Here is a 22,601-nt window from a genome sequence, read left to right as displayed (position 1 = left end):
GGTTTCTCCAAAAGGAGAACGGCATGCGGTTTGGATTGGTTCTGACAGGTGGGATGATGCTCTGGGCACAGGGGGCGTCTGCGGAGTATGAAACCTGTATCAGTTTGAACGCCAATCGGCAGCCGGCCGAGACAGTGGAGGCCTGCACCGCCGCACTTGAGACCGATCTGTCGGACTATGAGCTGGCCGAAGCGCTGGCCGCGCGCGGGGTGGCGTGGCGGCAGTTGGGGGAAAATGGAAAATCTCTCCGAGACTTGCGCCGCGCGAAACATCTGGAACCCTCGCACAACACCCAGCGCATGCTGGCCTGGACCTGGCATGAGCTGGGCTATGACAAGACCGCGGAATGGCTATACACGCGGGTGCTGAATCAGGCGCCGACGATGCAGGGTTATCTGTCGCGCTGCGTGGTACGCCAAGAGCTTGGCAAGGATGAATTGGCCGTGGAGGACTGTGGCGCGGCGATGGATCTCGACAGTGAAAGCGAGGATGTGACCTCTTTCTACGCCCGCGCTTTGAACATCGTGGAGCGCCCGCAAGACGCGCTTGTCGTGGCGGAACGCGGACTGGAATTTCACGCCAAAACCAGCGCGCGGCTTTATACACAAAAGGCGATCGCGCTGGTTGGACTGCGCCGGATCGATGAGGCTATGGCCACGGCTGAGGCCGCGCAAAAACGCTTTCCCGAAGATGACAGCCTCGCCAAGTTTCTGACGCTCTCAAAGGAGTGGTGATCAATCCGCGAGGCGGATCGGGCGCGCGTCCAACGCGGCGGCTTGGTCCGGGGTCAGTGCCTCTGGCAACACGACCTGCGTGTGGATCGTAAACACCACCGCGCGGGTCTCAGGCAAACGCACAAGGCTTTGACGCTCCACCCGGATGTATTTTGACGTGTTCGTGCCGTGACGGTATTCGCCCTCGGAGCGCGGATCGCAGAGATGCGCGTCTGACCGCGAGGCCGTGCCCCGCATCAGCCCCCGGCCCACCTGCACGCCATTCATCATCCGCTGCACCCGCGCGGCGAGATCGGCGGTGTAGACTTCGATCGGTTGGTGAATGCGCAGCATCGGTTTCATGAATTTCTCGGGCAGCCGCCAACCGGAGGGAAAACAGAGCACGCCGCCTGTGAGTACGCTCTCTTCCGTCGCGCCGCTCGGGTCGGGCTGCATCAGGCAAATGTCGCATTGCAAAAGCCGCCCCAAGCTGTGCATTGGCCGGTCGCGATCAAGCGGCACGGGTATACCACCGGGGCGCGTAACTTCGGTCTGTGTGACGACAAACCCTAGCCGCGGCAAAAGCCCTAAAATCATGTCGAGCAATTCCAGAGCCGCCGGCCGCGCACTGTCATCCAGCGCGATGACCTCTTCCGGCATCGTGGCAATCAAATGATCGCGCAAGGCCATTTGCGCCCCGTAAGCCGTGTCCACCTCAAGCCAGTCGTCCAGCTCAAAGGGGATCACCCCCGGCAGCCGCGCCGTGCGGGGATCGGCCCAGGGGGCAAAGCTCAGTTTTGTCTGTAGAATCGGCTCCATGACGACATGCTGCACCGGATTTCCCGGCACCGGAAGGGACCAGATCCGCGCAACCTTGAGACCAGCCCCCTAGCCTTTGAAGACCGTCTCAATCGGCGGCGCGGTGAGCACGAATTGCGCGTCTGAGCCCACGTAATTGTCGCCATGCAGCCGCGCGATGGGCTGATACACTGCCGGGTTCACATAACGCCCTTCGGCATCGAGACAGTCGCGCCGCACATGCATCTGCACCACCTCGCCAATCACCAGAACGCGGTTCGGCCAGTCGAGCAACCGCTCGGTCTTGCACTCGAACACACAGGACGCGCCGGTGATGCGCGGCGCGGAGATCATCGTACAGGCCTCCGTCTCCACCCCCGCCAAAGCCAATTCATCGACCCCCGTCGGCACCGCAAGACCGGCGATCAACATGGCCTCTGAGAGCGCCTTATCGACCATGTGAATGGCAAACTCGCCGGTGCGGCGGATGTTGGCGGCGGTGTCTTTTTCCTGCTCCGGCTTGGAGGCGATGCCCAGAACCAAAAGCGGCGGCTCGGACGACATCACATTGAAAAAGCTCATAGGCGCGGCGTTCGCGCTGCCGTCCGGGTTCACCGTCGTCACAAGCGCGATGGGACGCGGGCCGACGAAATTCGTCAGCAAACGATAGCGGTCGCGGGCGGGAAGCGTGGTGAAATCGAACTGCATTTCATGTCTCTCTGGCGTGGATGCCGCCAGAGAGACACAGGACGACTGGAAAGTCCATCAAACGGGGACACGCCCCATGTCTTGAAGCGCCTTGGCATCAAAACTCGCCGTTTCTTTCATCACAGGCTCTGCCCCACAGCGCGCCACCCAATCGCGGATCACGGGAACGTCCGGCGTCGCCTCCGGGAACCACAAAAACGGCGAGGCGATCAACAGATCGGCGGCGCTAAAGTGATCGCCCATGAGAAACTCACGCCCCTCACCAAGCCCGGCCACCAGATAGGCCACCGCCTCTGGCATGCCCCGGAACGTGGCCGTCAGCACCGGGTGCGAAAGGCCCGCGACCTGATGGACATAGGCGGGTTCCAACACATTGCCGTACCAGAACAGCCAGCTCAAATAGGCGCCCCGCCCCGGCGCCCCGACAGCGGGCGCCAGATCGGAGGGGAAACGGTCGGTCAGATAGAGCATGATCGCATTGCTTTCGCGGATCATCTCGCCGTCTTCCGTGACCAGAAGCGGCACTTTGCCCTCGGGATGCGGGTTGTTCGGATCGCGCGCGCCAGAGCCGTCCTGACGCGGAATATCGGTGAGGCGGATGTCCACCTCCGACATCGCGTCGAGCGCCATCAACAACGTGACGATCCGCGAGCTGCGCGATTTGGGGGCGTGGTAAAGGGTGAGCATGATCTTTCCTCTCAGGACTTTGCAATTGAGGCGGACCATGGCAGGTTCCTGCTGTCAGAAACCGTCAGCAGAGCTTTGGCACCTTCGGATCAAAGCCGGATCGAAAAGGAGGCCCCATGGCCAAATCGGATCGCCTGTTTCGCCTCATGCATCTCATGCGAAGCCTGCGCCCGCCGGTGACGGCGACGCTCTTGGCAAAGGAGCTGGGCGTGTCACAACGCACGCTCTATCGCGACATTGAAGCATTGCGCTGTGCCGGTGCGCGGATCGAGGGAGAGGCGGGATTTGGCTATACCCTGACCGAGGATTACGCCCTGCCGCCGCAAAGCCTGTCACAGCTGGAAATCGAGGCTCTGGTCTTGGGCCTGGCCGAGGTGCGCCTGCGCGGAGATCCGGCGCTATCCCAGGCCGCAAGCGATGCGCTGAGTAAGATCACCGCCAGTCTGCCTGAGACGAAACGCGCACATATCGAACATTCTGTGGGGTTGGTGCATCGGTATCAGCCACAAAAACAGTACGAAGCCGACCTTTCCCTCATTCGCCAAGCCTGTTGGGAGGAACGCGCCCTGCACCTGCGTTACCGCGACCGGGAGGGACGAGAGAGCACGCGCACAATTTGGCCTCTGGCGATTGTCTATCTCGATCAAGAGCTGATGCTGCTCGCCCATTGTCGTTTGCGCGGCGCGTTTCGGCAGTTTCTCGTGGGATCAATCCAGTCGCTCACCTTGGGCGACGAATTCTTCCGCCCGCGCCGCGTGCCGATGCTGCGCGACTATATGTCTGAGCTGCGCGCACGCTACCAGATCTCCCCCGCCTGCGACGACGGGCGTCGGATCATGGCGGAAGAAGGGCTTACAACACGGACCTGACCGCTTCGGGCGGCCGGCCCAAAGCGACGCCCCTGTCGCTCTCCACAATCGGCCGTTCCATCAAACGCGGATGCGCAGCGATGGCGTCCAGAATCGCCTCCGGGTCGGAATTTGCCGTCACGTCGAGCGCCTTGGCCTCATCTTCTTTCGCCCGCAGAAACGCGCTCGCAGGCAGACCGGAACGCGTCACGAACTCCGCCAGTTTCTCGCGCGACACGGGCGTTTCAAGATAGAGCACGACCTCGGGCGTGATGCCTTCCGCCTCGATCAGCTTGAGCGTCTCGCGCGATTTGGAGCAGCGGGGATTGTGGTAAATCGTTGTCATCTCAGGCACCTCTTCGTTGCGCCTAACCTGCGCCTTGGGCGGCGTACAGACAACAAGAACAAAAGAGAAACTTATTGTTTCCCTCTCACGTTGCTTAAGGTGAGTTTTGGTTAACCATTGCCCTGTAAGCCTAGGAGCATGAAACAGATCATGTCCCATATCCCGTTGCCGCAAAGCCCGCTCCCCCTCACGGAGCTGATGCTTCTTCTGCCCTTTTTCGCGCTCATGATCCTTGCCGGGTGATGGCAAAATTGCGGACACGTCGCAGACACGTAGAGCCGTTGAATCACGCTCATGATCTTGTTGCGCAGACTCCCTGTTGAAAGGACATCCCCCCGCGCGTAATGTCGCAGGGATTTTGCGATTAGGGAGGACAAAATGTCCGATAAAAAACAAGGCTTTGACACGATCCAAGTGCATGCGGGCACGGAACCGGACCCGGCGACCGGCGCGCGTCAGGTGCCGATTTACCAGACCACGGCCTATGTCTTCAAAGACGCGGCCCACGCTGCGCGGCTGTTCGGCCTCGAAGAGGTCGGCTACATCTATTCGCGCCTGACGAACCCGACCGTGGCCGCTTTGCAAAATCGCATGGCCGCCCTCGAAGGTGGGGCTGGTGCCGTGTGCTGCTCCTCCGGACATGCCGCCCAAATAATGGCGCTCTTCCCGCTCATGGCGCCGGGCAAGAACATCGTCGCCTCGACCCGTCTATATGGCGGCACGCTGACGCAATTCACCCAGACCTTCAAACGCTTTGGCTGGTCGGCCAAATTCGTGGATTTCGACGATTTCGACGCCGTCCGTGCCGCGATCGACGAGAACACCCAGGCGATTTTCTGCGAAAGCCTCGCCAACCCGACAGGTGCGATCATGGACCTCGACGCGTTGGGCGAGATCGCCAACAAGGCGGGCATTCCGCTGATCGTCGACAACACCTCGGCGACGCCTTACCTGTGTAACCCGATCAACCATGGCGCCACTCTGGTGGTGCATTCCACGACGAAATATCTGACCGGCAATGGCACCGTGACCGGCGGCTGCATCGTTGACAGCGGCACCTTCGATTGGTCCGCCTCGGGCAAATTCCCGTCGCTCTCCGAACCCGAACCCGCCTATCATGGCCTTGATTTCCATGAGACTTTCGGCCCGCTCGCCTTTACCTTCCACGGCATCGCCGTGGGGCTGCGTGATCTCGGCATGACGCTGAACCCGCAGGCGGCGCATTACACTTTGATGGGGATCGAAACCCTGTCGCTGCGGATGCAGAAACATGTTCAGAACGCCCGCGAGGTCGCGAATTGGCTCGAAGGCGATGATCGGATCGAGGCCGTGACCTACAGCGGCCTGCCCTCGTCGAGCTATTACGACCGCATGACCCGCATCTGCCCGCGCGGCGCCGGTGCGCTCTTTACCGTGGCGCTCAAGGGCGGCTATGACGCCTGTGTCGACACCGTTGCCAAGCTCAAGCTGTTCTCGCATGTGGCGAACCTGGGCGACACCCGCTCGCTGGTCATCCACCCGGCCTCCACGACCCATAGCCAGTTGACGCCGGAAGAACAGATCAAGGCGGGCGCTGGCCCGAACATCCTGCGCTTGTCCATCGGGATCGAAGATGCCAACGACCTGATCGGCGATCTGGATCAGGCACTGAGCTGATCCTTCGCAACGACAAAAACGCAAAACCCGCCGTGTTCGGCGGGTTTTCTTTTATGAGCTCTGTGCAGAACCTGTAAGCCGCCGCCCCAGCCAGATAAGGCCAAAAGCGATGAGCAAGGTGATCCAAAACGGCCAAAAGCCAAAGATCATCGTCCTGAACAACTCCGCAGAGCTTTTCGAACAGCCCGTCGTACTCATGCCACAGCCCATGGCGATAAGCCAGAAATTGGCATAGCTGCCGAGCGGGATCAGCACCACGCCAAACACCATTAGGACACGACCAAAACCCCGCCTCATTGCGCCGCTTTCTCAATCTCGGGTTTGATGTATTTTTCCATGATTTCAACCGTGATGGGGCCAGCAAACCGATAGGCGATATGACCTTCGGCATCGAGAACATAGGTCTCTGGCACACCGTAAAGGCCCCATTCAAGCGCTGTGCGCCCGGGTTCATCCTGAGCGACTGCGGTGAAAGGATCTCCAAGTTCATCCAGGAATTTCAAAGCATTCCCCGCCCCGTCCTTATAGTTGACGCCATAGATGGTGACGCCCTCCTCGGCCAAGGTTTCGAGTTGCGGATGCTCTGCGCGACAGGGCGCACACCAGGAGGCCCAGTAGTTCACCAATTTGACGCCGCCCGTGCGCAACATCTCATCCGAAAGCGGCGCCAATTCCCCCAAGGGCGTGACGGCCGCAATCGACGGCGCCGCGCGCCCGATCTGAGAGCTGGGCAATTGCTCTGCATCCTCGCGCCCCATGCCGAACATGAAAAGCCCGGCGAGACCCGCAAACACCAAGGGCGGCAAAGCGATCATCGGATTGAATTTAGCCATGATTTTTGCGCTCCTCAGCCGCTTTCAATAGTCGTTTCACCTTGGCCGACCGGATCAGAGATCCCGCAATCAGCCCGGCCAAAAGCAAAAATGTCGCCCCATAGGCCAACAAAACGTCGCCCGCGTATTTCCCGAGATCAGGCATCTTTCACCCTTTCGCGCATCTCAAGCGCGTGCAACCGGCGCGCGCGGATTTCCGTCCGGGTGCGCAGAAGCACCAGCGAGACAAACAGCAAAATGAACCCCGCAATCGCCACGAGCGCAGGATACCAATAGACGTCATCGACATTTTCCGCGGCGTCGAGCGACAGGGAGGCACCTTGATGAAGCCCTTGATTCCAAAAGAGAACAGCATAGCGCGAGAGGATCGCAAAGACCGAACCGACAAGGCAGAGCACAGAGGTCAAATCGGCCGCCGTGTCCGGGTTATCAATCGCCTCCCAAAGCGCCATATAGCCGATGTAGAACAGCAAAAGGATCAAAAACGAGGTCAGCCGCGGGTCCCATTCCCAATAAGTGCCCCACATCGGCTTGCCCCAGACGGCACCGGTGATCAGCGCAATCAGCGTCATCGTCATGCCAATCGCGGCGGCGGATTTCGCCGCCAAGGCCGAGACATGATGCCGCCGCACGATCCAGATGAGAGAGGCCACCAACATCATCGCCCAGATGTTGATCGCCATCATCGCACTTGGCACGTGGATGTAGAAAATCTTAACCGTGGAGCCTTGGCGATAGTCATCGGGCGTGAAGAAAAACCCCCAAACGAGTCCACTCACGAAAATCACGGCGGCCAGAACCGAAATCAGGGGCAAGGCCCGGTCGGTCCAGCGCATGAATTTGCGCGGGTTTGCCCATTCCCAAAAGGCATTCCAGTTGATGGCCATTCTTGCTCTCTCCCCAATGCCCACGCCAAATTTTGTGCCAGATTAGGCATAAGCGCGGATGATCTCAACTCACCTTAAAGCGACTCGGATGGCCGCCGCTGCGGCAAAGGGCAGCAAGGCGATGGCCCCCAATGTGATCCCCGCCTGCATCGCCAAAGGCGTGGCGACCAGAAAGCCGCCTGCCCCACGCCGCACGACTTCGGCGCCGAAAATCAGCGTCGGAATGTAAAGCGGCAGCACCAGAAGGCTCATCAACAGCCCGCCGCGTTTCAGCCCCACGGTCAGCGCCGCCCCGAAAGAGCCGATGAAGGACAGCGCAGGCGTGCCAATGAGCAGCGTCACGATCAGCCAACGATAGGCCGCACTGTCGAGATGCAAAAGGAACCCAAGCGCAGGTGCCGCGAGCACCAGAGGCAGACCGGTGGTGATCCAATGCGCCAGCGCCTTCATCGCGACCACGCCTTCCAGAGGGATCGGCGCAGTGGCCAAAAGGTCGAGCGAGCCATCCTCGAAATCCAGCGCGAAAATCCGGTCCAGCGACAGAAGGCAGGCCAGCAAAGCGCCGACCCAGAGGATGCCCGGCGCAATCGCGCTCAGCATCTCACCATCGGGGCCCACGCCAAAGGGCACCAGCGTCACGAGGATCAGAAAGAACCCGAGGCCCAGCCCGAAACCACCGCCAGAGCGGAACGCCAGAGTGATGTCGCGCCACAACAACCGGATCATAGGAAAGCCTCGTCAAAATCGTCGCGGACCACATCCATGCGGGCTTTGAACGGCGTCACGTCAAAAACGGTTTCCTCAAAACCCAAATCGATATGGGTCGCGATCACGGCGGCGCCGCCTGCCGCAACATGGGCTTTGACCGCTGAGGCAAAGAGCGCCACGGAGGCCGCATCCAACGACACCGTCGGCTCGTCCAACACCCAGATCGGGCGTCCTGTCACCATGAGCCGCGCAAGACCCAAACGCCGCTTTTGCCCCGCCGACAGGTTCCCCGCCGGACGCTCGCGCAACGCGTCGAGATTGAAATGCAGGAGCGCAGGCTCAATGTCATGCCCACCGTAGACCCCGGCCCAAAAGCCAAGGTTCTCCGCCACGCTCAAGGTCGCTTTCAACCCGTCCGCATGGGCCGCATAGGCCACGCTCTCGGGCTCGGCCATCACCTCCCCGGCATAGGGCGGCTGCAACCCCGCGAGCGTGCGCAACAGCGTGGTCTTGCCAGAGCCATTCGGGCCACGCAGCACCAACACCTCGCCTGCGGAGACGGCAAAGCTCAGCCCTTCGAGCACCGGCATGCCGCCACGCGAGACGGTCAAATCTTTTACAGAAATCAAACTCATGCGGCCTTGTTTACAGCGATTCTAAGATTTTCATCTGACTTGTATCAAGCCCCAGACAAAACGTGGCTCAAACAGGCAGCAATGCGACGGCCACCCGCCGCCCCTCTGAAGCCAGCACATTATAGGTGCGCGCCGCCGTGGGCGTCGCCATCGGCTCCAAACCGATCTCGGCGGCGTCCAGTGCCTCGCGGAAACTTTGCGGCAGATGGGTCATCTCCGGTCCCGTGCCCACCACGATGAAATCGATCCGCCCGCGCAGCTCAATCAGAGAGGCCGTGTCGGCATAGCCGCCCCAAGGCACCACCATGTTGCCACAGACCAGCATCGCACCCTGATAGGCCTTGCCGTCGATGCGAAACATGTTCGGGCCATAACCATCGACCGGCACGGCATCCTCGAACGGCATTTCATTGAATTGCATGGCTGTCTCCTTGATAAAAAGGCCCGCGACGCGCGCGAGCCTTTCCTTTGTGCTTAAAATACTCGACCCCGCGCGTCAAACCGCACTGCCGTCGGTTTGGATGCCTTTGGCCGGTTCTTTCTTGTCCCAGTCGCGCTTGACGCCCAGCCACAACAGGATGTTGGAGGCGACAAAGACCGACGACCAGGTGCCGACCACGACGCCCAGGGTCATCGCGAAGACAAAGCCCCGGATCACGTCGCCGCCCAGCACCAACAATGCGATCAGCGCGATCAAAGTGGTGCCGGAGGTCATCACCGTCCGCGACAGGGTCTCGTTGATCGACATGTTCAACACGCCCGCGAGGTCCATCTTTTTGTAACGGCGCAAGTTCTCACGCACCCGGTCGAACACGACCACGGTGTCGTTGAGCGAATAGCCGACGATGGTCAGCAAAGCCGCAATGATCGTGAGGTCGAACTGGATGCCAAAGAGCGCGAAGATGCCGATGGTGATCGCCACGTCATGCACCAACGCCACCACGGCGCCCACGGCGAATTGCCATTCGAACCGCAGCCAGATGTAGAACAACACAGCGGCGATGGCGGCGGCCACGGCCTCGACCGCGGTCCAGATTAACTCGCCCGACACCTTCGGCCCGACGGATTCGACCGAAGGAAAGGTGATCGAGGGATCGACGGTTTTGAGCGCGTCTTCAACCATTTGGATGGTCTCCGGCGTGATCGCTTCAACATCGTCCTGGGCCTGAATGCGGACCATGGCGACGTGTTGGTTCTCATCGAAATTCGGATCGAAGACTTCGGTGATCGAAATGTCGCCCAAGCCCAGATCGGTCATCGCCGCACGGTAATCGCCCACATCCACGGCGGATTCGGATTGCGTCCGAATGGTCGTGCCGCCTTTGAAGTCGATGCCGAAATTGAGGCCGATGGAGATGAACGCCGCCAAAGCGACCGCGACCATCGTCGCGGAGAAGCCAAAGGTCAGCTTCGCCCGTTTGAAGAAATCGATCGCAGTCTCAGCGGGCACCAGATTGATACCGTTGAGTTTCCACCCCTTGCGGTTCTTGCGGCCGTACCACGCAACCACCATGGCGCGGGTCACATAGATCGCGGTGAACACGGAGGTGATCAGACCCAGCACCAGCGTCACGGCAAAGCCTTTGACCGGGCCGGAGCCCATGACAAAGAGGATCGCAGCGGTGATGAAGGTGGTGATGTTGGCATCGATGATGGCCGACAGCGCCTTTTCATAGCCAAGTTCGATGGCACGGCCCGTCGATTTCGAGTTCTTCAACTCTTCGCGGATGCGCTCGAAAATCAGCACGTTGGCATCGACCGCCATCCCGACGGTCAGCACGATCCCGGCGATCCCCGGCAGGGTCAGCGTCGCACCGATGGAGGACAACAGCCCGAACAACAGCCCGACGTTGATGATGAGCGCGATATTCGCAAACATCCCGAAGAGCCCGTAACACGCGCCCATAAAGATCAGCACGGCGGCAAAGGCCACCATGGTGGCGATGCGACCGGCCTCGATGCTGTCGGCGCCAAGCTCCGGCCCGATGGTGCGTTCTTCGAGGAAGTTGATCTTGGCGGGCAGTGCCCCTGCACGCAAAAGCACCGACAATTCGGTCGATTCCTCAACCGTGAAAGAGCCGGTGATCTGGCCGGAGCCGCCCCGGATCGGTTCCTCAATGCGCGGTGCGGAGATCACTTCGTTGTCGAGCACGATGGCGAACAAAGCGCCTTTATTCGCGGCGGTATAATCGCCAAACTTGCGCGCCCCCGTCGGGTTGAACCGGAAGGTCACCGAAGGCCGCCCGTTCTGGTCAAAGGCCGGTTGGCTGTCGGTCAACTCGTCGCCCGAAACCACAAAGCTCTGTTCGAGAATATAATAGATGCCCGGCTCGTTGATCGAGGGCGCGAGGAAATTGCGTGCGCCCGGCGCTTCGTCCGGGTTCGTGGTACGTCCCACGACCGGGTTGAACGTCAGCTTTGCGGTGGTGCCGATCAGGTCTTTCAACTCAGCAGCGGAGCCGATGCCCGGCACCTGAATGAGAATGCGGTCCTCGCCCTGACGCTGGATCGTCGGCTCGCGGGTGCCGACCTCGTCGACGCGGCGGCGAATGATCTCAAGAGATTGCTGCATGGTGCGGTCGTCCGTGGCGGCTTTTTCAGCCTCCGAGAGCTGCACCGTGATGATGTCCCCTGTGGCGGACACCGCGATGTCGCGTTCGCCTGCAGCGGTCAGCGACACCACCGGCGTGCCCAGAGCGCGCACGGTCGCAAGCGCCGTTTCCATACCGGAGGATTCGGAAATCCGCACGCGAAGCTGGCCTGCAGGGGCATCGAGACGGCGGATCGTGCCGACCACGTCGCGTTCGTCACGCAGCGCGTCACGCACCTCCGGCCAATAGGCATCCATACGCGCGGCATAGACCTCAGACACCTCGACCTCGCCCAAAAGATGCGCGCCTCCGCGCAAATCGAGGCCCAGATTGACCAAATTCGACGGCAAAACCGACGGCCAGGCATCCCGCGCGGCGGCGCGCTCGGGCGTCTCACCGGCTCTCTCGATGGCGATAACCGCATCGTTATGGCCTTCGACCCGCGGGTAGAAGGCGTTGGGGAGCGCGGCCAAAAGGCCTAGGGCCACGAGGCCCCAAATCACGATCCGTTTCCAGAGAGGCATTTGCAACATGGGAAGGTCCTGAGACGTCTTTGAATGGGAAAGGCCCGCTGATGCGCGGGCCTTGGAAGCGTTTTAAAACTGGGGCTTAGGCGCCAGCGGCCGGTTCGGTTTTCGACACCACATTGGCGAGCGTCGCCTTCTGGACCTTGACCTTGACGCCATCGGCGATCTCGACCTCGACGAAACCGTCTTCGCGCACCTTGACGACCTTGCCCATGATGCCACCGGCGGTCACGACCTCGTCGCCGCGACGCACGGCTTCGATCATCGCCTTATGTTCCTTCATCTTCTTTTGCTGCGGGCGGATCATGAGGAAATACATGATCGCGAAGATCAGGATCAGCGGCGCGAACTGCATGATCGGGTTGGCGGCGGCGCCACCTGCGGCCTGCGCATAAGCGGGGGTCACGAGCATCTGTTGGTCCTTTGTCTCTAGGTATCTCTGAGCGGGCTTTTCACCCATGAAAGTCGCCGCGCACCCTATAGCGGGGCTTTCCCCTTGTCCAGCAAGGGGCGTAGGGTTTCACGACCCTGTTAGCGGATTACAAAAACCGCCCGCCGCGCTGGATCACTTCGATCTTGTAGCCGTCCGGGTCGGTGATGAAAAAGAACTTCGCAACGCGGGTGCCAGCAGGCGCGAAATCGACGATCTTGCCGGGAGTGAGACCAGCCTTGTCCATCCGCGCGTGCTCCGCCTCCAAGTCCTCGACCGACACCGCAAAATGCCCGTAGCCATTGCCGAGATCATAGGGCTCTGAGGTGCCTTTGTTGACGGTCAACTCCAGCTCAAACTCGGAGAGCGGGTTCGACATGTAGATCAGCGCAAACTCCGGAAAGTCGAGCTTTTCCGCGATCGTCAGCCCAAACGCCGCCTCATAAAACGCAACAGACCGCGCCTCATCGAGAACGCGGATACAGGAGTGAATGGCTTTGGCTGGCATGGTGGGTCCTTTGGGGTTGGTGGTTTGGGCTTGGCGGAACGCGGGGTTGTGGGGGATATAGGGATAGATTTGACGAATGGAATTGCGAGATGTCAGAAAAGAACAGTTTTTGGGAATGGCTCGGTTACACACGTACTCCAGATTGGGGGAAAGCACGTGGACTTGGTGGTTTCTTGGGCTTTGCGTTGTTCTTAGTGGCACTTGTTATTGGCATTGCTGGCCTTGCCGGACTGATTAAGGCACTGACACTCTACGTCATAAACGGCGATGAAAGCGGAGACCCGTCCGCTGCGGCACGCAATATCGGCCTCTTGCTCGCCGCCGCCTTCGGTGCGCCATTCGTAGCATGGCAAGCGATTGTGCGTCAGAAGCAGACGGATATTGCGGAGCAAAGTCATTTTGCAGATTTGATCAATAAAGCCACAGAAAACTTATCCAAAGTTCAGCCTACGGCACCAGAGAGCGACAAAACCTTACCTGTCATGGAAGCTCGTATCGGCGGCCTCTACGCTCTGGAAAGACTAATGCTTGGTCGCGAACAAGATGCCATTCAGGCAATTGATTTGATCTGTGCATATATCCGCACAAATGCTCCGGTAGAAACAGCAGCTTCTTACAATACACAAATTTATCATACCGAACTTGGCCGTGGCGCATCGGAATATGATGCTTTATCAGCAGCAGGTTTAGGCCAAGCTCCATTAGGTGAACTAAACGCCAACTGGAGAAGATTCATTCGTCCTCGTCCGGACATTCAGACCGCCATTGAAATTCTCTGCAATGGCCCAATTCCAGAAGGATATGGCTTCAACCTTTCAGAAACCAACCTCCAAGGCGCAGTCTTTTCCGAAACAATTGAGGCGGTAACTATTAATTTCAGAAATGCTCGTCTCGAAGGTGCACAGTTCCACAACTTCCGCTTCAAAAACACAAATTTTCGCGACGCCAATGTGGACCTTTGCCTATTTTTAGAATGCGAATTCTCGGAAGGGACAGATCGCGTTAACACTTGCTTTGACTATGCTGCCTTCAGAAAATGTGACAGCTCAAACCTCCAACTAACAGCATCTCAACGGAAATTCATTTTCACAGATCGCGAAACAGTTTGGTCAGATCGTATTTTGGAGAACCTGAAAACCCGGCCAGACCTATCACATGTCTGGGAAAAACAATGGCATGACGGACAATTTATAAAAGCCTATGAAAAATGGCTTGAGCGAGACGTCTAACCCCTTCCCTCCTTTCGCCCCCTGTTGCATAAGCCTTCGCAAACCCAACCAACGACCCCGAGGACCCAACCGATGCATGACATCAAGGCCATTCGCGAAAACCCCGAAGCTTTCGACGCCGCCATGGCGCGCAGAGGGTTGTCTGGCGTGTCTTCCGAGGTCCTCGCGCTCGACGCCGACCGCCGGGCCAAGATTGCCGCCGCGGAAGAGGCCAAGGCCGAGCAGAACAAAGCCTCCAAAGAGGTTGGTGCCGCCAAAGCGAAAGGCGACGAGGCCGAGTTCGAACGTCTTCGCGCGCTTGTGGCCGAGAAAAAGGCCGAAATTGCCCGGCTCAATGACGAAGCCAAGGCCGAGGACGAGCGCCTGCGTGACATTCTCATGGGCCTACCCAACATCATGGCCGCCGACGTGCCGGATGGCGCGGATGAGGACGACAACGTCGAGATTCACCGCTGGGGCACGCCTGCGACCTTCGATTTCGCGCCGAAAGAGCATTACGAGATCGACGGCGTCAAAGCCGGGATGGATTTTGAAACGGCGGCGAAACTCTCCGGCGCGCGCTTTGTCCTGCTCTCCGGCGCCGTGGCCCGCATCCACCGCGCGCTGGCGCAGTTCATGATCGACACCCATGTCGACAACCACGGGCTGACCGAAACCATGACCCCCGTTCTGGTGCGCGAAGAGATGCTCTACGGCACAGGGCAATTGCCGAAATTCGGCGAGGACAGCTATCAAACCACCGATGGCTGGTGGCTGATCCCGACCGCCGAGGTGACACTGACCAACATCGTCAACAACGTGACCGTCGACGAAGATTACCTGCCGCGCCGCTATGTCGCCGACACGCAGTGTTTCCGCTCTGAGGCCGGTTCTGCGGGTCGTGATACCTCCGGTATGCTGCGCCAGCACCAGTTCGAAAAGGTCGAGATGGTCTCCATCACCCGCCCCGACGAGTCTGAGGCGGAACACATCCGCATGACCACGCAAGCGCAGAATATCCTCGAGGCCCTCGGCCTGCCCTACCGCACCGTCAAACTCTGCTCTGGTGACATCGGTTTTGGCGCCGTGCGCACCCATGACATCGAGGTCTGGCTGCCCGGTCAGGACAAATACCGCGAAATCTCCTCGGTCTCGACCTGTGGCGATTTCCAGGCGCGCCGCATGAACGCGCGGTTCAAGCCCAAAGACGGCGGCAAACCGGAATTCCTCCACACGCTGAACGGCTCGGGCCTCGCGGTCGGTCGCACACTCATCGCCGTGCTGGAAAACGGTCAGAACGCCGACGGCTCCGTCACCCTGCCCGAGGCGCTCTCGCCCTACCTGCGCGGCAAGCTGACGCTGACAGCCGAAGGCCAACTCGTCTGAACCTCCTTTGCTGCGACAAATACTCATCAAAAACGGCGTCCTTTACGGCGCCGTTTTTCGTTCTAGATCAAGCCTATGAGGAACACACGCCTGATCGCCCTTCTCCACCTCGCAGCCGCATTGGCCTTTGCCATCGCCGGACCGCTTCTGGCGCCCGATTTCCGCGGCTACGACCCGGCCGACTTTCCAATCCCGCAAGACAATGCGCCCGTGGGCCCTGCGGGATATGCGTTCTCGATCTGGGGTGTGATTTATCTTTGGCTCATCATTTCCGCCGCCGTGGGCCTAAAACGCCACGACGCCCCCGACTGGGCTCCGATGCGGGGACCTTTGATCATCGCGCTCCTCATAGGCACACCTTGGCTGAGCGTCGCGGTCGCCAGCCCGATCCTCGCCACAGTGATGATCTTTGCCATGCTGGCCTTTGCGCTCAAAGCCATGAGCCGCGCGCCCGTGCTCGACCCGTGGCTCGCCCGCGCACCGAATGCTCTGTTTGCGGGCTGGCTGACGGCGGCGTCCTTTGCATCTTTGGGCTATGTCGGCGCGGGCTATGGCATTATTTTCGGCGCGGTCGGCTGGGCCTACATCTGCCTCATTGGCGCGCTTGCGGTGGCCTATGCGGGCACGCGCCTGCGCCCCGACGCGCCGCTTTATGCTCTGGGCACGGCTTGGGCTTTGATCGCCATCGTGGTGAAAAACTGGGGCTCGGAATGGGGCATTGCAGGGCTGGCCGCACTCGGTGCAATCCTACTTTTGTGTTTAAGTTTCAATGCCTTCAGACGAAAGCATCACCTCACTTAATTTACGTCTCGAACAACCGATGTGCTTAAAATGACTTTTGAAAATTGAAGATTTCGGCATAAAATCTTAGCGATTTCCTTTAAGTCATCTTATTCAACATGCCCAAATCACTCACTGAAATTCTTAATAAATTAAAATCATGCCTCACCGGGGTTGTGATCGTGTTGGTCGTCATACCGGTTCTTCTACTCTTGTTCTTCGCCATGCATTCTTTGGCATATGGCGTTTTCAAACTTTTGCACCCTAACACGGCGACCAGCTACACAACGCCAGGCCATTTCTTTGCGCTGACCTGGATCTTAACTTTGTTGGCGGCCATCTTTATCATCTGGTTCGCCTCGCTCCTGCGCGACCTCTCCCCCCTTCTCAAAAAAAAACGTACCAAATATGTAAAAACAAAAATCTCGGAGGTCAGGCGAGGACTGATCACGAGTGCATCCTTTGGCGTTTTTCTCCTCATGCTGTCCCTCTGGTGCCTTATCCCTGCAACGCGCATTTCAATAACAAGCATCACACAGGTCGGAGCATTCGGGCAGCGCAGCATATACCAAATGTCGGACATAACAGAGGTAGCATTTGAGTATCAAAGAGGCACACGATCAAGCATTCAATCCGCTCGCATCCATTTTACAAATGGTGATGACATCAAGCCTCAGCTCTCTACACGCGCGCTCGCTCTGATTGTTTTTCTTGCTCCAAATAACATCACATGTACGGCAAATAGTGGCTTTCTGTACAGCGGCCTTCTTGCCGACACACCACGCGAAAAGCTCGCAGCCCTGCTGAGGCCGAACGCGACGCATATCCCATCGGGCTGCCAATGGATTATAGACCCGGCGCTAGATATTCCCCGAAATGACCGAAAGTCATAACTGAGAGTTCAAAGCCCTCCGCGCCACACGTGTCACGTCCTGTGACAGCTCCCGCGTGGTCGTCAAAAGCTCGTCGAGGCTCATCCAATCCACATCCGCCGCATCGTCGGCGGCGACCGCTTCGCCAGACACGTAGTCGCAGCGCACCGCCATGAGCAGAAAGTGGTAGGCCCCCGCTTCGATCAACTCGACATGGTCGATGACAGCACCCGCAGTCGCCACCACACCGGTCTCCTCATGAAGCTCGCGCACCGCTGCCTCGGCCAGAGGCTCGCCGAATTCCACATGCCCGCCGGGAAAGCCCCAAGAGCCGCGCGCGGGCGCTTTGCCGCGCTGGACCATGAGGAATTTTCCGTCGCGTTCACAGACCGCAAGCACCGCGAGTTTTGGCGTTCCTATCGTCGGGGCCGTCATTCCGCCGCCTTCCGACTGGCGGCTTTGTCCAGCATTGGCTTGAGGTAGCGCCCGGTGTGGGACGCCGCGACCTCGGCCACCTTTTCGGGCGTGCCGGAGGCCACAATTTGCCCGCCGCCGTCACCGCCTTCGGGACCGATGTCGATGATATGATCTGCGGTTTTGATCACGTCGAGATTGTGCTCGATCACGATCATCGAATTGCCCTGATCGACCAGCTCGTGCAGCACTTCCAAAAGCTTTTTCACATCCTCGAAATGCAGCCCCGTGGTCGGCTCGTCGAGGATATAAAGCGTCCGCCCGGTGGAGCGTTTCGCCAGCTCTTTCGACAGCTTCACCCGCTGCGCCTCACCGCCCGAGAGCGTCGTCGCCTGTTGCCCGACTTTGATGTAGCCTAGCCCCACGCGCATCAGCGCATCCATCTTTTCGCGGATCGACGGCACGGCTTTAAAGAACTCCTGCGCATCCTCGACCGTCATATCAAGAACGTCGGCTATGCTTTTGCCTTTAAACTGAATTTCCAGAGTTTCGCGATTGTAGCGCTTGCCCTTACAGGTCTCGCATTCGACGTAAACGTCAGGCAGAAAATGCATCTCGATCTTGATCACACCGTCGCCCTGACAGGCCTCGCAACGCCCACCTTTGACATTGAAACTAAACCGGCCCGGTTTATAGCCCCGCGCTTTCGATTCCGGCAGACCGGCAAACCAGTCGCGGATCGGGGTGAAGGCGCCGGTGTAGGTCGCCGGGTTCGACCGCGGGGTGCGGCCGATGGGACGTTGGTCGATGTCGATCACCTTGTCGAGATGCTCAAACCCTTTGATGGTTTCGCAGGGCGCAGGCGTCTCCCGCGCGCCGTTCAGACGGGTCGCAGCGGTCTTATACAGTGTCTCGATGGTGAGCGTCGATTTGCCCCCGCCCGACACGCCGGAAACGCAGACGAATTTGCCCAGCGGGAAGTCGGCGGTGACCTCTTTGAGGTTGTTGCCGGTCGCTTTCACCACGGTCAATTTCTTGCCATTGCCCTTGCGGCGCTCTGTCGGCACGGCGATCTCGCGCGTGCCCGACAGGTATTGCCCGGTGAGCGAAGCGGCGTCCCCTTCGATCTCCTGCGGCGTGCCTTTGGCGACCACCTGACCGCCATGCACCCCCGCGCCCGGCCCCATGTCAAAGACGTAATCCGCCTCGCGGATCATGTCCTCGTCATGCTCGACCACGATCACCGTGTTGCCCTGATCGCGCAGGTTCTTGAGCGTGCCGATCAGCCGGTCGTTGTCCCGCTGGTGCAAGCCGATGGATGGCTCATCGAGGACATAAAGCACACCCTGAAGCCCCGAGCCGATCTGCGACGCCAGACGAATCCGCTGGCTCTCGCCGCCCGAAAGTGTGCCCGCGTTGCGGCTCATCGTGAGGTATTCGAGACCGACGTTGTTGAGAAAGCCCAAGCGCTCGCGGATTTCCTTGACGATGGCCCGCGCGATCTCCTGTTTCTGCGGGCTGAGCGTCTCCATCACCCCGTCGATCCAGAGAAACGCCTCTTTGATGGATTTCTCCACCACCTGCCCGACGTGATGCTGGTCGATCTTAACGGCCAGAGCCTCCTCACGCAGGCGGTAGCCGCCGCAATGGCCACAGGGCCGGTTGTTCTGGTAACGCTCGAATTCTTCGCGCACCCAATTGCTGTCGGTCTCGCGATAGCGCCGCTCCATATTGGGGATCACACCCTCAAAGCTGCGCTCGATCTCATAGACCCGCCCGCCGTCGTCATAGCGGAATTTGATCTCTTCCTCACCGGAGCCGTAGAGGAACATGTTCTGCACCTTGGCGGGCAAGTTTTTCCACGGCGTCGAGGGTTTGAACCCGTAATGTTTCGCAAGCGCCTCAATGGTTTGCAGGAAATAGGGCGTCTTGCCCTTGCGCCAGGGCGCAATCGCCCCATCCGCCACTTTCAGCGCCGCATCCGGCACCACGAGGCGTTCGTCAAAGAACAGCTCGACACCAAGCCCGTCACAATGCGGACAGGCCCCGAAGGGCGCATTAAAGGAAAACAGCCGCGGTTCAATTTCAGGGATCGTGAACCCAGACACCGGACAGGCGAAATTCTCGGAAAATGTGATGCGCTCCGGCTCGCCCTCTTTCGGCGCAGTTTCCAAAATGGCGATCCCGTCAGCCAGGTCCAGAGCCGTGCGAAGACTGTCCGCCAGACGCGTCTCCAAGCCCTCACGCACCACGATCCGGTCCACCACCACGTCGATATTGTGGCGGAATTTCTTGTCCAACGTGGGCGGCTCGTCGAGGTCGTAGAACTCGCCGTCGACCTTTACGCGCTGAAATCCCTGCTTCCTAAGCTCCAGAAATTCCTTGCGATATTCGCCTTTTCGGTCACGTACGATGGGCGCCAAGAGGTATCCGCGCGTGCCCTCCTCCATCCGCATGGTGATGTCCACCATGTCTTGCACCTGCTGCGCCTCAATCGGCTCGCCGGTCGTGGGGCTATAGGGCGTGCCCGCGCGGGCAAACAGCAAACGCAGGTAGTCGTAAATCTCCGTCACCGTGCCGACGGTCGAGCGCGGGTTCTTCGACGTGGTCTTTTGCTCGATGGAAATCGCCGGGCTGAGACCGGAAATGTGATCCACATCCGGCTTGCCCATCATGTCGAGGAACTGCCGCGCATAGGCCGAGAGACTTTCGACATAGCGCCGCTGCCCCTCTGCATAGATCGTATCAAAGGCCAGCGAGGATTTACCCGAGCCGGACAGCCCGGTGATCACCACCAACTCGTCGCGCGGGATGTCCACATCCACGCCTTTGAGGTTGTGTTCGCGCGCTCCGCGCACTTCGATCGATTTCAACTCGGCCATCGGGCACCCCACTCGGTTTCTGCCCTCATATCTAGTGGAGAGCTTGCGCCGTTCCAACAGGAAATTGAGAACATAACAAGAACTATCGCACAGATCGCCCCTTTTTTCACCGATCCCACATTTAGGACAACCCACCTGCCCCATCTGAGTGATTTGGTCACAGACGCCCCCCTCGTCGCCGCGTTACAAAGCGTCAAACAAGAACACTGACTGCAAAGGTGAAACGATGTTTGGATTGTTTGGCGGCAGCGCTCCGAAAATCTCTGTGGACGATGTCAAAGCCGGGATGGCACAGGGCACTTTGGTGCTGGTCGACGTGCGCGACGGGATGGAGCTGCATATGTCCGGCACCGCGACAGGCGCGCTGCATATTCCGTTGCAAGGGCTTCAGGCGAAATGCGATCCCGCCTCGCCCGGCTGCCTGCCGGAAATGAAGGACACCAAGACGACGAAAGTGCTCTATTGCGCCTCGGGTGCGCGGTCGTCGGGCGGAGTGCGCCTGTTGAAATCTCTGGGCCACGAAGACGTGCAAAACCTTGGCGGGCTGCACGATTGGGTCTCGGGTGGCGGCGAGTTGCACAACGTTTGAGACAACAATCACGTCACAGATATGAAAAAGCGGCCCTGAGAGGCCGCTTTCTTATTCCGCAATCTCGCTGGCGATGCCTTCGAGCTTCGCTCCATCCGACCGCGTCGCCGCATTGGCCGAGCTTTCGTCCGGCCCCATGTAGAGCGCGCGGCGGGCCGTGATTCTATTGGCGATAAAGCGCATGAATTCCGTCACCCGCGGCACATGGCGCAGGTCGGGATGGGTCAGCACCCAGATCGGGATATGATCGGACAGCGGCACGCCCGGCACCCGCACCAGTTTCGGATCGCTCGACCCCAAAAGATGCGAGGTGCGCACCATCCCCATGCCCTGACGCGCCAGAGACATGGCCGAGACCATATCGTCCGTCTTGATCGCCACCCGCACCGGCGGCAAATCGGTGAACAACCCGGCAGGTGTCGAGGCAAACCACGAGGAAAATCCGATATAGGGCAACGCCGTTTCCATATCGCGGCGCTCCAGCACATCCTTGTACTGCTCGATAAACGCGGGCGAGGCAAACCAACCCGCGCGTTGCGGCGTCACCATCCGGCCCCAAAGACTTTCTTCCGGCGCCTGAGTTACACGAATGGCCACATCCGCCTCGCGCCGGTGCAGGTTCAACACCTCGGTCGCCCCCAGAAGATGCACGTCGATCCCCGGATGCAGCGCCTTGAATTCCTTGATGTCTTCGGCAAAATTGTCTTCCGCCATCAAGGGCGGAATGGTCACTTTTAGCTCGCCTTCTTCGGTCTCGTCCCGCGCCGCCAAGGCCATATCGAGCGCGACCATCCGCGCCTCGACTTCCTCGGCATGTGCAATGGCGACCTGCCCGGCTTCGGTCGGCTGAAGACCAGAGGCCAAACGGGTGAAGAAACGAACCCCTGCGGCATCTTCGGCCTTGGCCAATTGCCGCGACACGGTCGCATGGTTCACGCCAAGCACACGCGCCGCGCCCGAAAGCCCGCCCTCGCGCGCCACGGCGAGAATGTAACGAAGAGAATCCCAATCAGTCATAAGCGTCAGATTACATGACCTACATTTATGCACAAGAGGGGCGCATATAATATCACCCATCACAGATATTGATACATCACGCCATTGGCATGCTTTCATCGACCACACGGAACCGTGGAAAAGTCGCATTGAAATGCACCGGCACCACGCCGAACAGGAATGAGATCACCACAAGAGGAACGGCCAGAGGCCAACGGAGGCGAAATTCGTGCTTCGGCGCGATCTCCGCCAAGAGTGCAGTGGCCTCTTTCCACCGGCTGGCAGGTACAGTGATCGGCATACCACCGAAAGCGAGCGCCATCTCTGAACGGATCATGTGGGTCTGCGCCCCATGCAGGAACAGCGGAATATCCGTCGCGCCAAATGCCGCCTCGAGAAGCGCGAAATCAGCCGCACCATAGGCGCGACCAATCTCGATTAAACAACAATGTTTCAAAGGGGTTACTTTCTAAGAGAATACCCCTCAAATATGCAGCGCCCGTCCGTAAGCTGCAAGCACCGCTTCATGCATCATTTCCGACATCGTCGGATGCGGGAAGACCGTGTTCATCAGTTCTTCTTCCGTCGTCTCCAAAGTC

General features: G+C 59.4%; 26 protein-coding genes. 8 read left to right on the top strand and 18 right to left on the bottom strand.

Annotated elements, in window-relative coordinates; genetic code table 11:
• The first annotated feature begins 23 nt into the window (after nt 1-23).
• Nucleotides 24-734, top strand: a complete 711-nt coding sequence (locus tag LC094_RS03700) for a tetratricopeptide repeat protein (protein ID WP_226550385.1) — start codon at nt 24-26, stop codon at nt 732-734.
• On the opposite strand, the gene LC094_RS03695 is transcribed toward LC094_RS03700, so the two are convergent.
• The 3 genes from LC094_RS03695 to LC094_RS03685 all read right to left on the bottom strand — a co-directional run bounded on the left by LC094_RS03695 (nt 735) and on the right by LC094_RS03685 (nt 2,906).
• Nucleotides 735-1,532, bottom strand: a complete 798-nt coding sequence (locus LC094_RS03695) for a heme-dependent oxidative N-demethylase family protein (protein ID WP_226550384.1) — start codon at nt 1,530-1,532, stop codon at nt 735-737.
• A gap of 69 nt (nt 1,533-1,601) precedes the next feature.
• Nucleotides 1,602-2,219: a flavin reductase family protein gene (locus LC094_RS03690; RefSeq protein ID WP_226550383.1), complete on the bottom strand. Its 618-nt coding sequence runs from the start codon at nt 2,217-2,219 to the stop codon at nt 1,602-1,604.
• Between the two features lie 57 nt (nt 2,220-2,276).
• On the bottom strand, nt 2,277-2,906 hold the full coding sequence (locus LC094_RS03685; protein WP_226550382.1) for a glutathione S-transferase family protein: 630 nt from the start codon (nt 2,904-2,906) through the stop codon (nt 2,277-2,279).
• 116 nt (nt 2,907-3,022) lie between these two features.
• On the opposite strand from LC094_RS03685, the gene LC094_RS03680 reads away from it, so the two are divergent.
• Nucleotides 3,023-3,775, top strand: coding sequence for a helix-turn-helix transcriptional regulator (locus tag LC094_RS03680; protein ID WP_226550380.1), 753 nt, complete (start codon nt 3,023-3,025; stop codon nt 3,773-3,775).
• Here the strand turns inward: LC094_RS03680 and arsC are convergent.
• Entirely contained in the window at nt 3,759-4,100 is a 342-nt protein-coding gene (gene arsC, locus LC094_RS03675; protein ID WP_226550379.1) for an arsenate reductase (glutaredoxin), read from the bottom strand. The two genes, LC094_RS03680 and arsC, sit on opposite strands and share 17 nt — an antisense overlap.
• 378 nt (nt 4,101-4,478) lie before the next feature.
• Here arsC and LC094_RS03670 point away from each other — a divergent pair, with 378 nt between their 5' ends.
• On the top strand, nt 4,479-5,756 hold the full coding sequence (locus LC094_RS03670; protein ID WP_226550378.1) for an O-acetylhomoserine aminocarboxypropyltransferase/cysteine synthase family protein: 1,278 nt from the start codon (nt 4,479-4,481) through the stop codon (nt 5,754-5,756).
• A gap of 51 nt (nt 5,757-5,807) precedes the next feature.
• On the opposite strand, the gene LC094_RS03665 is transcribed toward LC094_RS03670, so the two are convergent.
• From LC094_RS03665 to LC094_RS03620, 10 genes are all read right to left on the bottom strand, one after another.
• Nucleotides 5,808-6,053, bottom strand: coding sequence for a hypothetical protein (locus LC094_RS03665; RefSeq protein ID WP_226550377.1), 246 nt, complete (start codon nt 6,051-6,053; stop codon nt 5,808-5,810).
• Nucleotides 6,050-6,589 carry a DsbE family thiol:disulfide interchange protein gene (locus LC094_RS03660; RefSeq protein ID WP_226550376.1) on the bottom strand — a complete coding sequence of 180 codons (540 nt, stop codon included), beginning with the start codon at nt 6,587-6,589 and terminating at the stop codon, nt 6,050-6,052. Before LC094_RS03660 ends, LC094_RS03665 begins: the two co-directional genes overlap by 4 nt.
• Nucleotides 6,582-6,734: a heme exporter protein CcmD gene (ccmD, locus tag LC094_RS03655; protein WP_226550375.1), complete on the bottom strand. Its 153-nt coding sequence runs from the start codon at nt 6,732-6,734 to the stop codon at nt 6,582-6,584. Before ccmD ends, LC094_RS03660 begins: the two co-directional genes overlap by 8 nt.
• Nucleotides 6,727-7,476 (bottom strand): heme ABC transporter permease, encoded by a 750-nt coding sequence (locus LC094_RS03650; RefSeq protein WP_226550374.1) that lies wholly within the window; start codon nt 7,474-7,476, stop codon nt 6,727-6,729. The genes ccmD and LC094_RS03650 overlap by 8 nt, the downstream gene beginning before the upstream one ends.
• A 69-nt stretch (nt 7,477-7,545) precedes the next feature.
• Complete coding sequence (gene ccmB, locus LC094_RS03645; protein ID WP_226550373.1) at nt 7,546-8,202, bottom strand: heme exporter protein CcmB; 657 nt, start codon at nt 8,200-8,202, stop codon at nt 7,546-7,548.
• Nucleotides 8,199-8,819: a heme ABC exporter ATP-binding protein CcmA gene (gene ccmA / locus LC094_RS03640; RefSeq protein WP_226550371.1), complete on the bottom strand. Its 621-nt coding sequence runs from the start codon at nt 8,817-8,819 to the stop codon at nt 8,199-8,201. Before ccmA ends, ccmB begins: the two co-directional genes overlap by 4 nt.
• A 67-nt stretch (nt 8,820-8,886) precedes the next feature.
• A complete protein-coding gene (locus LC094_RS03635) occupies nt 8,887-9,240 on the bottom strand; it encodes an Mth938-like domain-containing protein (protein WP_226550370.1) in 354 nt (117 codons plus the stop codon).
• Nucleotides 9,241-9,315: 75 nt separating this feature from the next.
• Nucleotides 9,316-11,943: a protein translocase subunit SecD gene (gene secD / locus LC094_RS03630; RefSeq protein ID WP_226550369.1), complete on the bottom strand. Its 2,628-nt coding sequence runs from the start codon at nt 11,941-11,943 to the stop codon at nt 9,316-9,318.
• 76 nt (nt 11,944-12,019) lie between these two features.
• Nucleotides 12,020-12,349 carry a preprotein translocase subunit YajC gene (yajC, locus tag LC094_RS03625; RefSeq protein WP_226550368.1) on the bottom strand — a complete coding sequence of 110 codons (330 nt, stop codon included), beginning with the start codon at nt 12,347-12,349 and terminating at the stop codon, nt 12,020-12,022.
• 127 nt (nt 12,350-12,476) lie between these two features.
• On the bottom strand, nt 12,477-12,875 hold the full coding sequence (locus LC094_RS03620) for a VOC family protein (RefSeq protein WP_226550367.1): 399 nt from the start codon (nt 12,873-12,875) through the stop codon (nt 12,477-12,479).
• Nucleotides 12,876-12,964: 89 nt separating this feature from the next.
• On the opposite strand from LC094_RS03620, the gene LC094_RS03615 reads away from it, so the two are divergent.
• From LC094_RS03615 to LC094_RS03600, 4 genes are all read left to right on the top strand, one after another.
• Nucleotides 12,965-14,104 (top strand): pentapeptide repeat-containing protein, encoded by a 1,140-nt coding sequence (locus tag LC094_RS03615; RefSeq protein ID WP_226550366.1) that lies wholly within the window; start codon nt 12,965-12,967, stop codon nt 14,102-14,104.
• 72 nt (nt 14,105-14,176) lie between these two features.
• Nucleotides 14,177-15,469 (top strand): serine--tRNA ligase, encoded by a 1,293-nt coding sequence (serS, locus tag LC094_RS03610; protein ID WP_226550365.1) that lies wholly within the window; start codon nt 14,177-14,179, stop codon nt 15,467-15,469.
• A 75-nt stretch (nt 15,470-15,544) separates the two neighbouring features.
• The gene (locus LC094_RS03605) at nt 15,545-16,270 is read left to right on the top strand and encodes a hypothetical protein (RefSeq protein WP_226550363.1); all 726 of its coding nucleotides are present in this window, start codon (nt 15,545-15,547) and stop codon (nt 16,268-16,270) included.
• Nucleotides 16,271-16,368: 98 nt separating this feature from the next.
• Nucleotides 16,369-17,142: a hypothetical protein gene (locus LC094_RS03600; RefSeq protein ID WP_226550362.1), complete on the top strand. Its 774-nt coding sequence runs from the start codon at nt 16,369-16,371 to the stop codon at nt 17,140-17,142.
• Here LC094_RS03600 and LC094_RS03595 read toward each other — a convergent pair.
• Nucleotides 17,137-17,556, bottom strand: coding sequence for an NUDIX hydrolase (locus LC094_RS03595; RefSeq protein ID WP_226550361.1), 420 nt, complete (start codon nt 17,554-17,556; stop codon nt 17,137-17,139). The genes LC094_RS03600 and LC094_RS03595 overlap by 6 nt on opposite strands.
• Nucleotides 17,553-20,417: an excinuclease ABC subunit UvrA gene (gene uvrA, locus LC094_RS03590; protein ID WP_226550360.1), complete on the bottom strand. Its 2,865-nt coding sequence runs from the start codon at nt 20,415-20,417 to the stop codon at nt 17,553-17,555. Before uvrA ends, LC094_RS03595 begins: the two co-directional genes overlap by 4 nt.
• Before the next feature lie 226 nt (nt 20,418-20,643).
• Here uvrA and LC094_RS03585 point away from each other — a divergent pair, with 226 nt between their 5' ends.
• Nucleotides 20,644-21,006, top strand: coding sequence for a rhodanese-like domain-containing protein (locus tag LC094_RS03585; protein WP_226550359.1), 363 nt, complete (start codon nt 20,644-20,646; stop codon nt 21,004-21,006).
• Nucleotides 21,007-21,057: 51 nt separating this feature from the next.
• Here the strand turns inward: LC094_RS03585 and LC094_RS03580 are convergent, their stop codons facing one another.
• Together LC094_RS03580 and LC094_RS03575 are read right to left on the bottom strand one after the other, a co-directional pair.
• The gene (locus LC094_RS03580) at nt 21,058-22,023 is read right to left on the bottom strand and encodes a LysR family transcriptional regulator (RefSeq protein WP_226550358.1); all 966 of its coding nucleotides are present in this window, start codon (nt 22,021-22,023) and stop codon (nt 21,058-21,060) included.
• Nucleotides 22,024-22,099: 76 nt separating this feature from the next.
• Nucleotides 22,100-22,459: a hypothetical protein gene (locus LC094_RS03575; RefSeq protein ID WP_226550357.1), complete on the bottom strand. Its 360-nt coding sequence runs from the start codon at nt 22,457-22,459 to the stop codon at nt 22,100-22,102.
• Between the last annotated feature and the right edge of the window lie 142 nt (nt 22,460-22,601).

It is taken from the genome of Celeribacter naphthalenivorans, assembly GCF_020524585.1.
In the GTDB taxonomy this organism is placed as follows: Bacteria; Pseudomonadota; Alphaproteobacteria; order Rhodobacterales; family Rhodobacteraceae; genus Celeribacter; species Celeribacter naphthalenivorans.
This window is presented reverse-complemented; position numbering and strand designations above follow the sequence as displayed.

What these genes read in the sequence shown, in the direction of transcription:
- LC094_RS03600 (WP_226550362.1), top strand. Translation starts at nt 16,369, where the DNA reads ATGCCCAAATCACTCACTGAAATTCTTAATAAATTAAAATCATGCCTC.
- LC094_RS03585 (WP_226550359.1), top strand. Translation starts at nt 20,644, where the DNA reads ATGTTTGGATTGTTTGGCGGCAGCGCTCCGAAAATCTCTGTGGACGAT.
- arsC (WP_226550379.1), bottom strand. Translation starts at nt 4,100, where the DNA reads ATGACAACGATTTACCACAATCCCCGCTGCTCCAAATCGCGCGAGACG.
- LC094_RS03680 (WP_226550380.1), top strand. Translation starts at nt 3,023, where the DNA reads ATGGCCAAATCGGATCGCCTGTTTCGCCTCATGCATCTCATGCGAAGC.
- ccmB (WP_226550373.1), bottom strand. Translation starts at nt 8,202, where the DNA reads ATGATCCGGTTGTTGTGGCGCGACATCACTCTGGCGTTCCGCTCTGGC.
- LC094_RS03685 (WP_226550382.1), bottom strand. Translation starts at nt 2,906, where the DNA reads ATGCTCACCCTTTACCACGCCCCCAAATCGCGCAGCTCGCGGATCGTC.
- secD (WP_226550369.1), bottom strand. Translation starts at nt 11,943, where the DNA reads ATGTTGCAAATGCCTCTCTGGAAACGGATCGTGATTTGGGGCCTCGTG.
- LC094_RS03635 (WP_226550370.1), bottom strand. Translation starts at nt 9,240, where the DNA reads ATGCAATTCAATGAAATGCCGTTCGAGGATGCCGTGCCGGTCGATGGT.
- LC094_RS03700 (WP_226550385.1), top strand. Translation starts at nt 24, where the DNA reads ATGCGGTTTGGATTGGTTCTGACAGGTGGGATGATGCTCTGGGCACAG.
- uvrA (WP_226550360.1), bottom strand. Translation starts at nt 20,417, where the DNA reads ATGGCCGAGTTGAAATCGATCGAAGTGCGCGGAGCGCGCGAACACAAC.
- LC094_RS03595 (WP_226550361.1), bottom strand. Translation starts at nt 17,556, where the DNA reads ATGACGGCCCCGACGATAGGAACGCCAAAACTCGCGGTGCTTGCGGTC.
- LC094_RS03650 (WP_226550374.1), bottom strand. Translation starts at nt 7,476, where the DNA reads ATGGCCATCAACTGGAATGCCTTTTGGGAATGGGCAAACCCGCGCAAA.
- LC094_RS03580 (WP_226550358.1), bottom strand. Translation starts at nt 22,023, where the DNA reads ATGACTGATTGGGATTCTCTTCGTTACATTCTCGCCGTGGCGCGCGAG.
- LC094_RS03665 (WP_226550377.1), bottom strand. Translation starts at nt 6,053, where the DNA reads ATGAGGCGGGGTTTTGGTCGTGTCCTAATGGTGTTTGGCGTGGTGCTG.
- ccmA (WP_226550371.1), bottom strand. Translation starts at nt 8,819, where the DNA reads ATGAGTTTGATTTCTGTAAAAGATTTGACCGTCTCGCGTGGCGGCATG.
- LC094_RS03615 (WP_226550366.1), top strand. Translation starts at nt 12,965, where the DNA reads ATGTCAGAAAAGAACAGTTTTTGGGAATGGCTCGGTTACACACGTACT.
- LC094_RS03695 (WP_226550384.1), bottom strand. Translation starts at nt 1,532, where the DNA reads ATGGAGCCGATTCTACAGACAAAACTGAGCTTTGCCCCCTGGGCCGAT.
- yajC (WP_226550368.1), bottom strand. Translation starts at nt 12,349, where the DNA reads ATGCTCGTGACCCCCGCTTATGCGCAGGCCGCAGGTGGCGCCGCCGCC.
- LC094_RS03670 (WP_226550378.1), top strand. Translation starts at nt 4,479, where the DNA reads ATGTCCGATAAAAAACAAGGCTTTGACACGATCCAAGTGCATGCGGGC.
- ccmD (WP_226550375.1), bottom strand. Translation starts at nt 6,734, where the DNA reads ATGCCTGATCTCGGGAAATACGCGGGCGACGTTTTGTTGGCCTATGGG.
- LC094_RS03605 (WP_226550363.1), top strand. Translation starts at nt 15,545, where the DNA reads ATGAGGAACACACGCCTGATCGCCCTTCTCCACCTCGCAGCCGCATTG.
- LC094_RS03690 (WP_226550383.1), bottom strand. Translation starts at nt 2,219, where the DNA reads ATGCAGTTCGATTTCACCACGCTTCCCGCCCGCGACCGCTATCGTTTG.
- LC094_RS03620 (WP_226550367.1), bottom strand. Translation starts at nt 12,875, where the DNA reads ATGCCAGCCAAAGCCATTCACTCCTGTATCCGCGTTCTCGATGAGGCG.
- LC094_RS03660 (WP_226550376.1), bottom strand. Translation starts at nt 6,589, where the DNA reads ATGGCTAAATTCAATCCGATGATCGCTTTGCCGCCCTTGGTGTTTGCG.
- serS (WP_226550365.1), top strand. Translation starts at nt 14,177, where the DNA reads ATGCATGACATCAAGGCCATTCGCGAAAACCCCGAAGCTTTCGACGCC.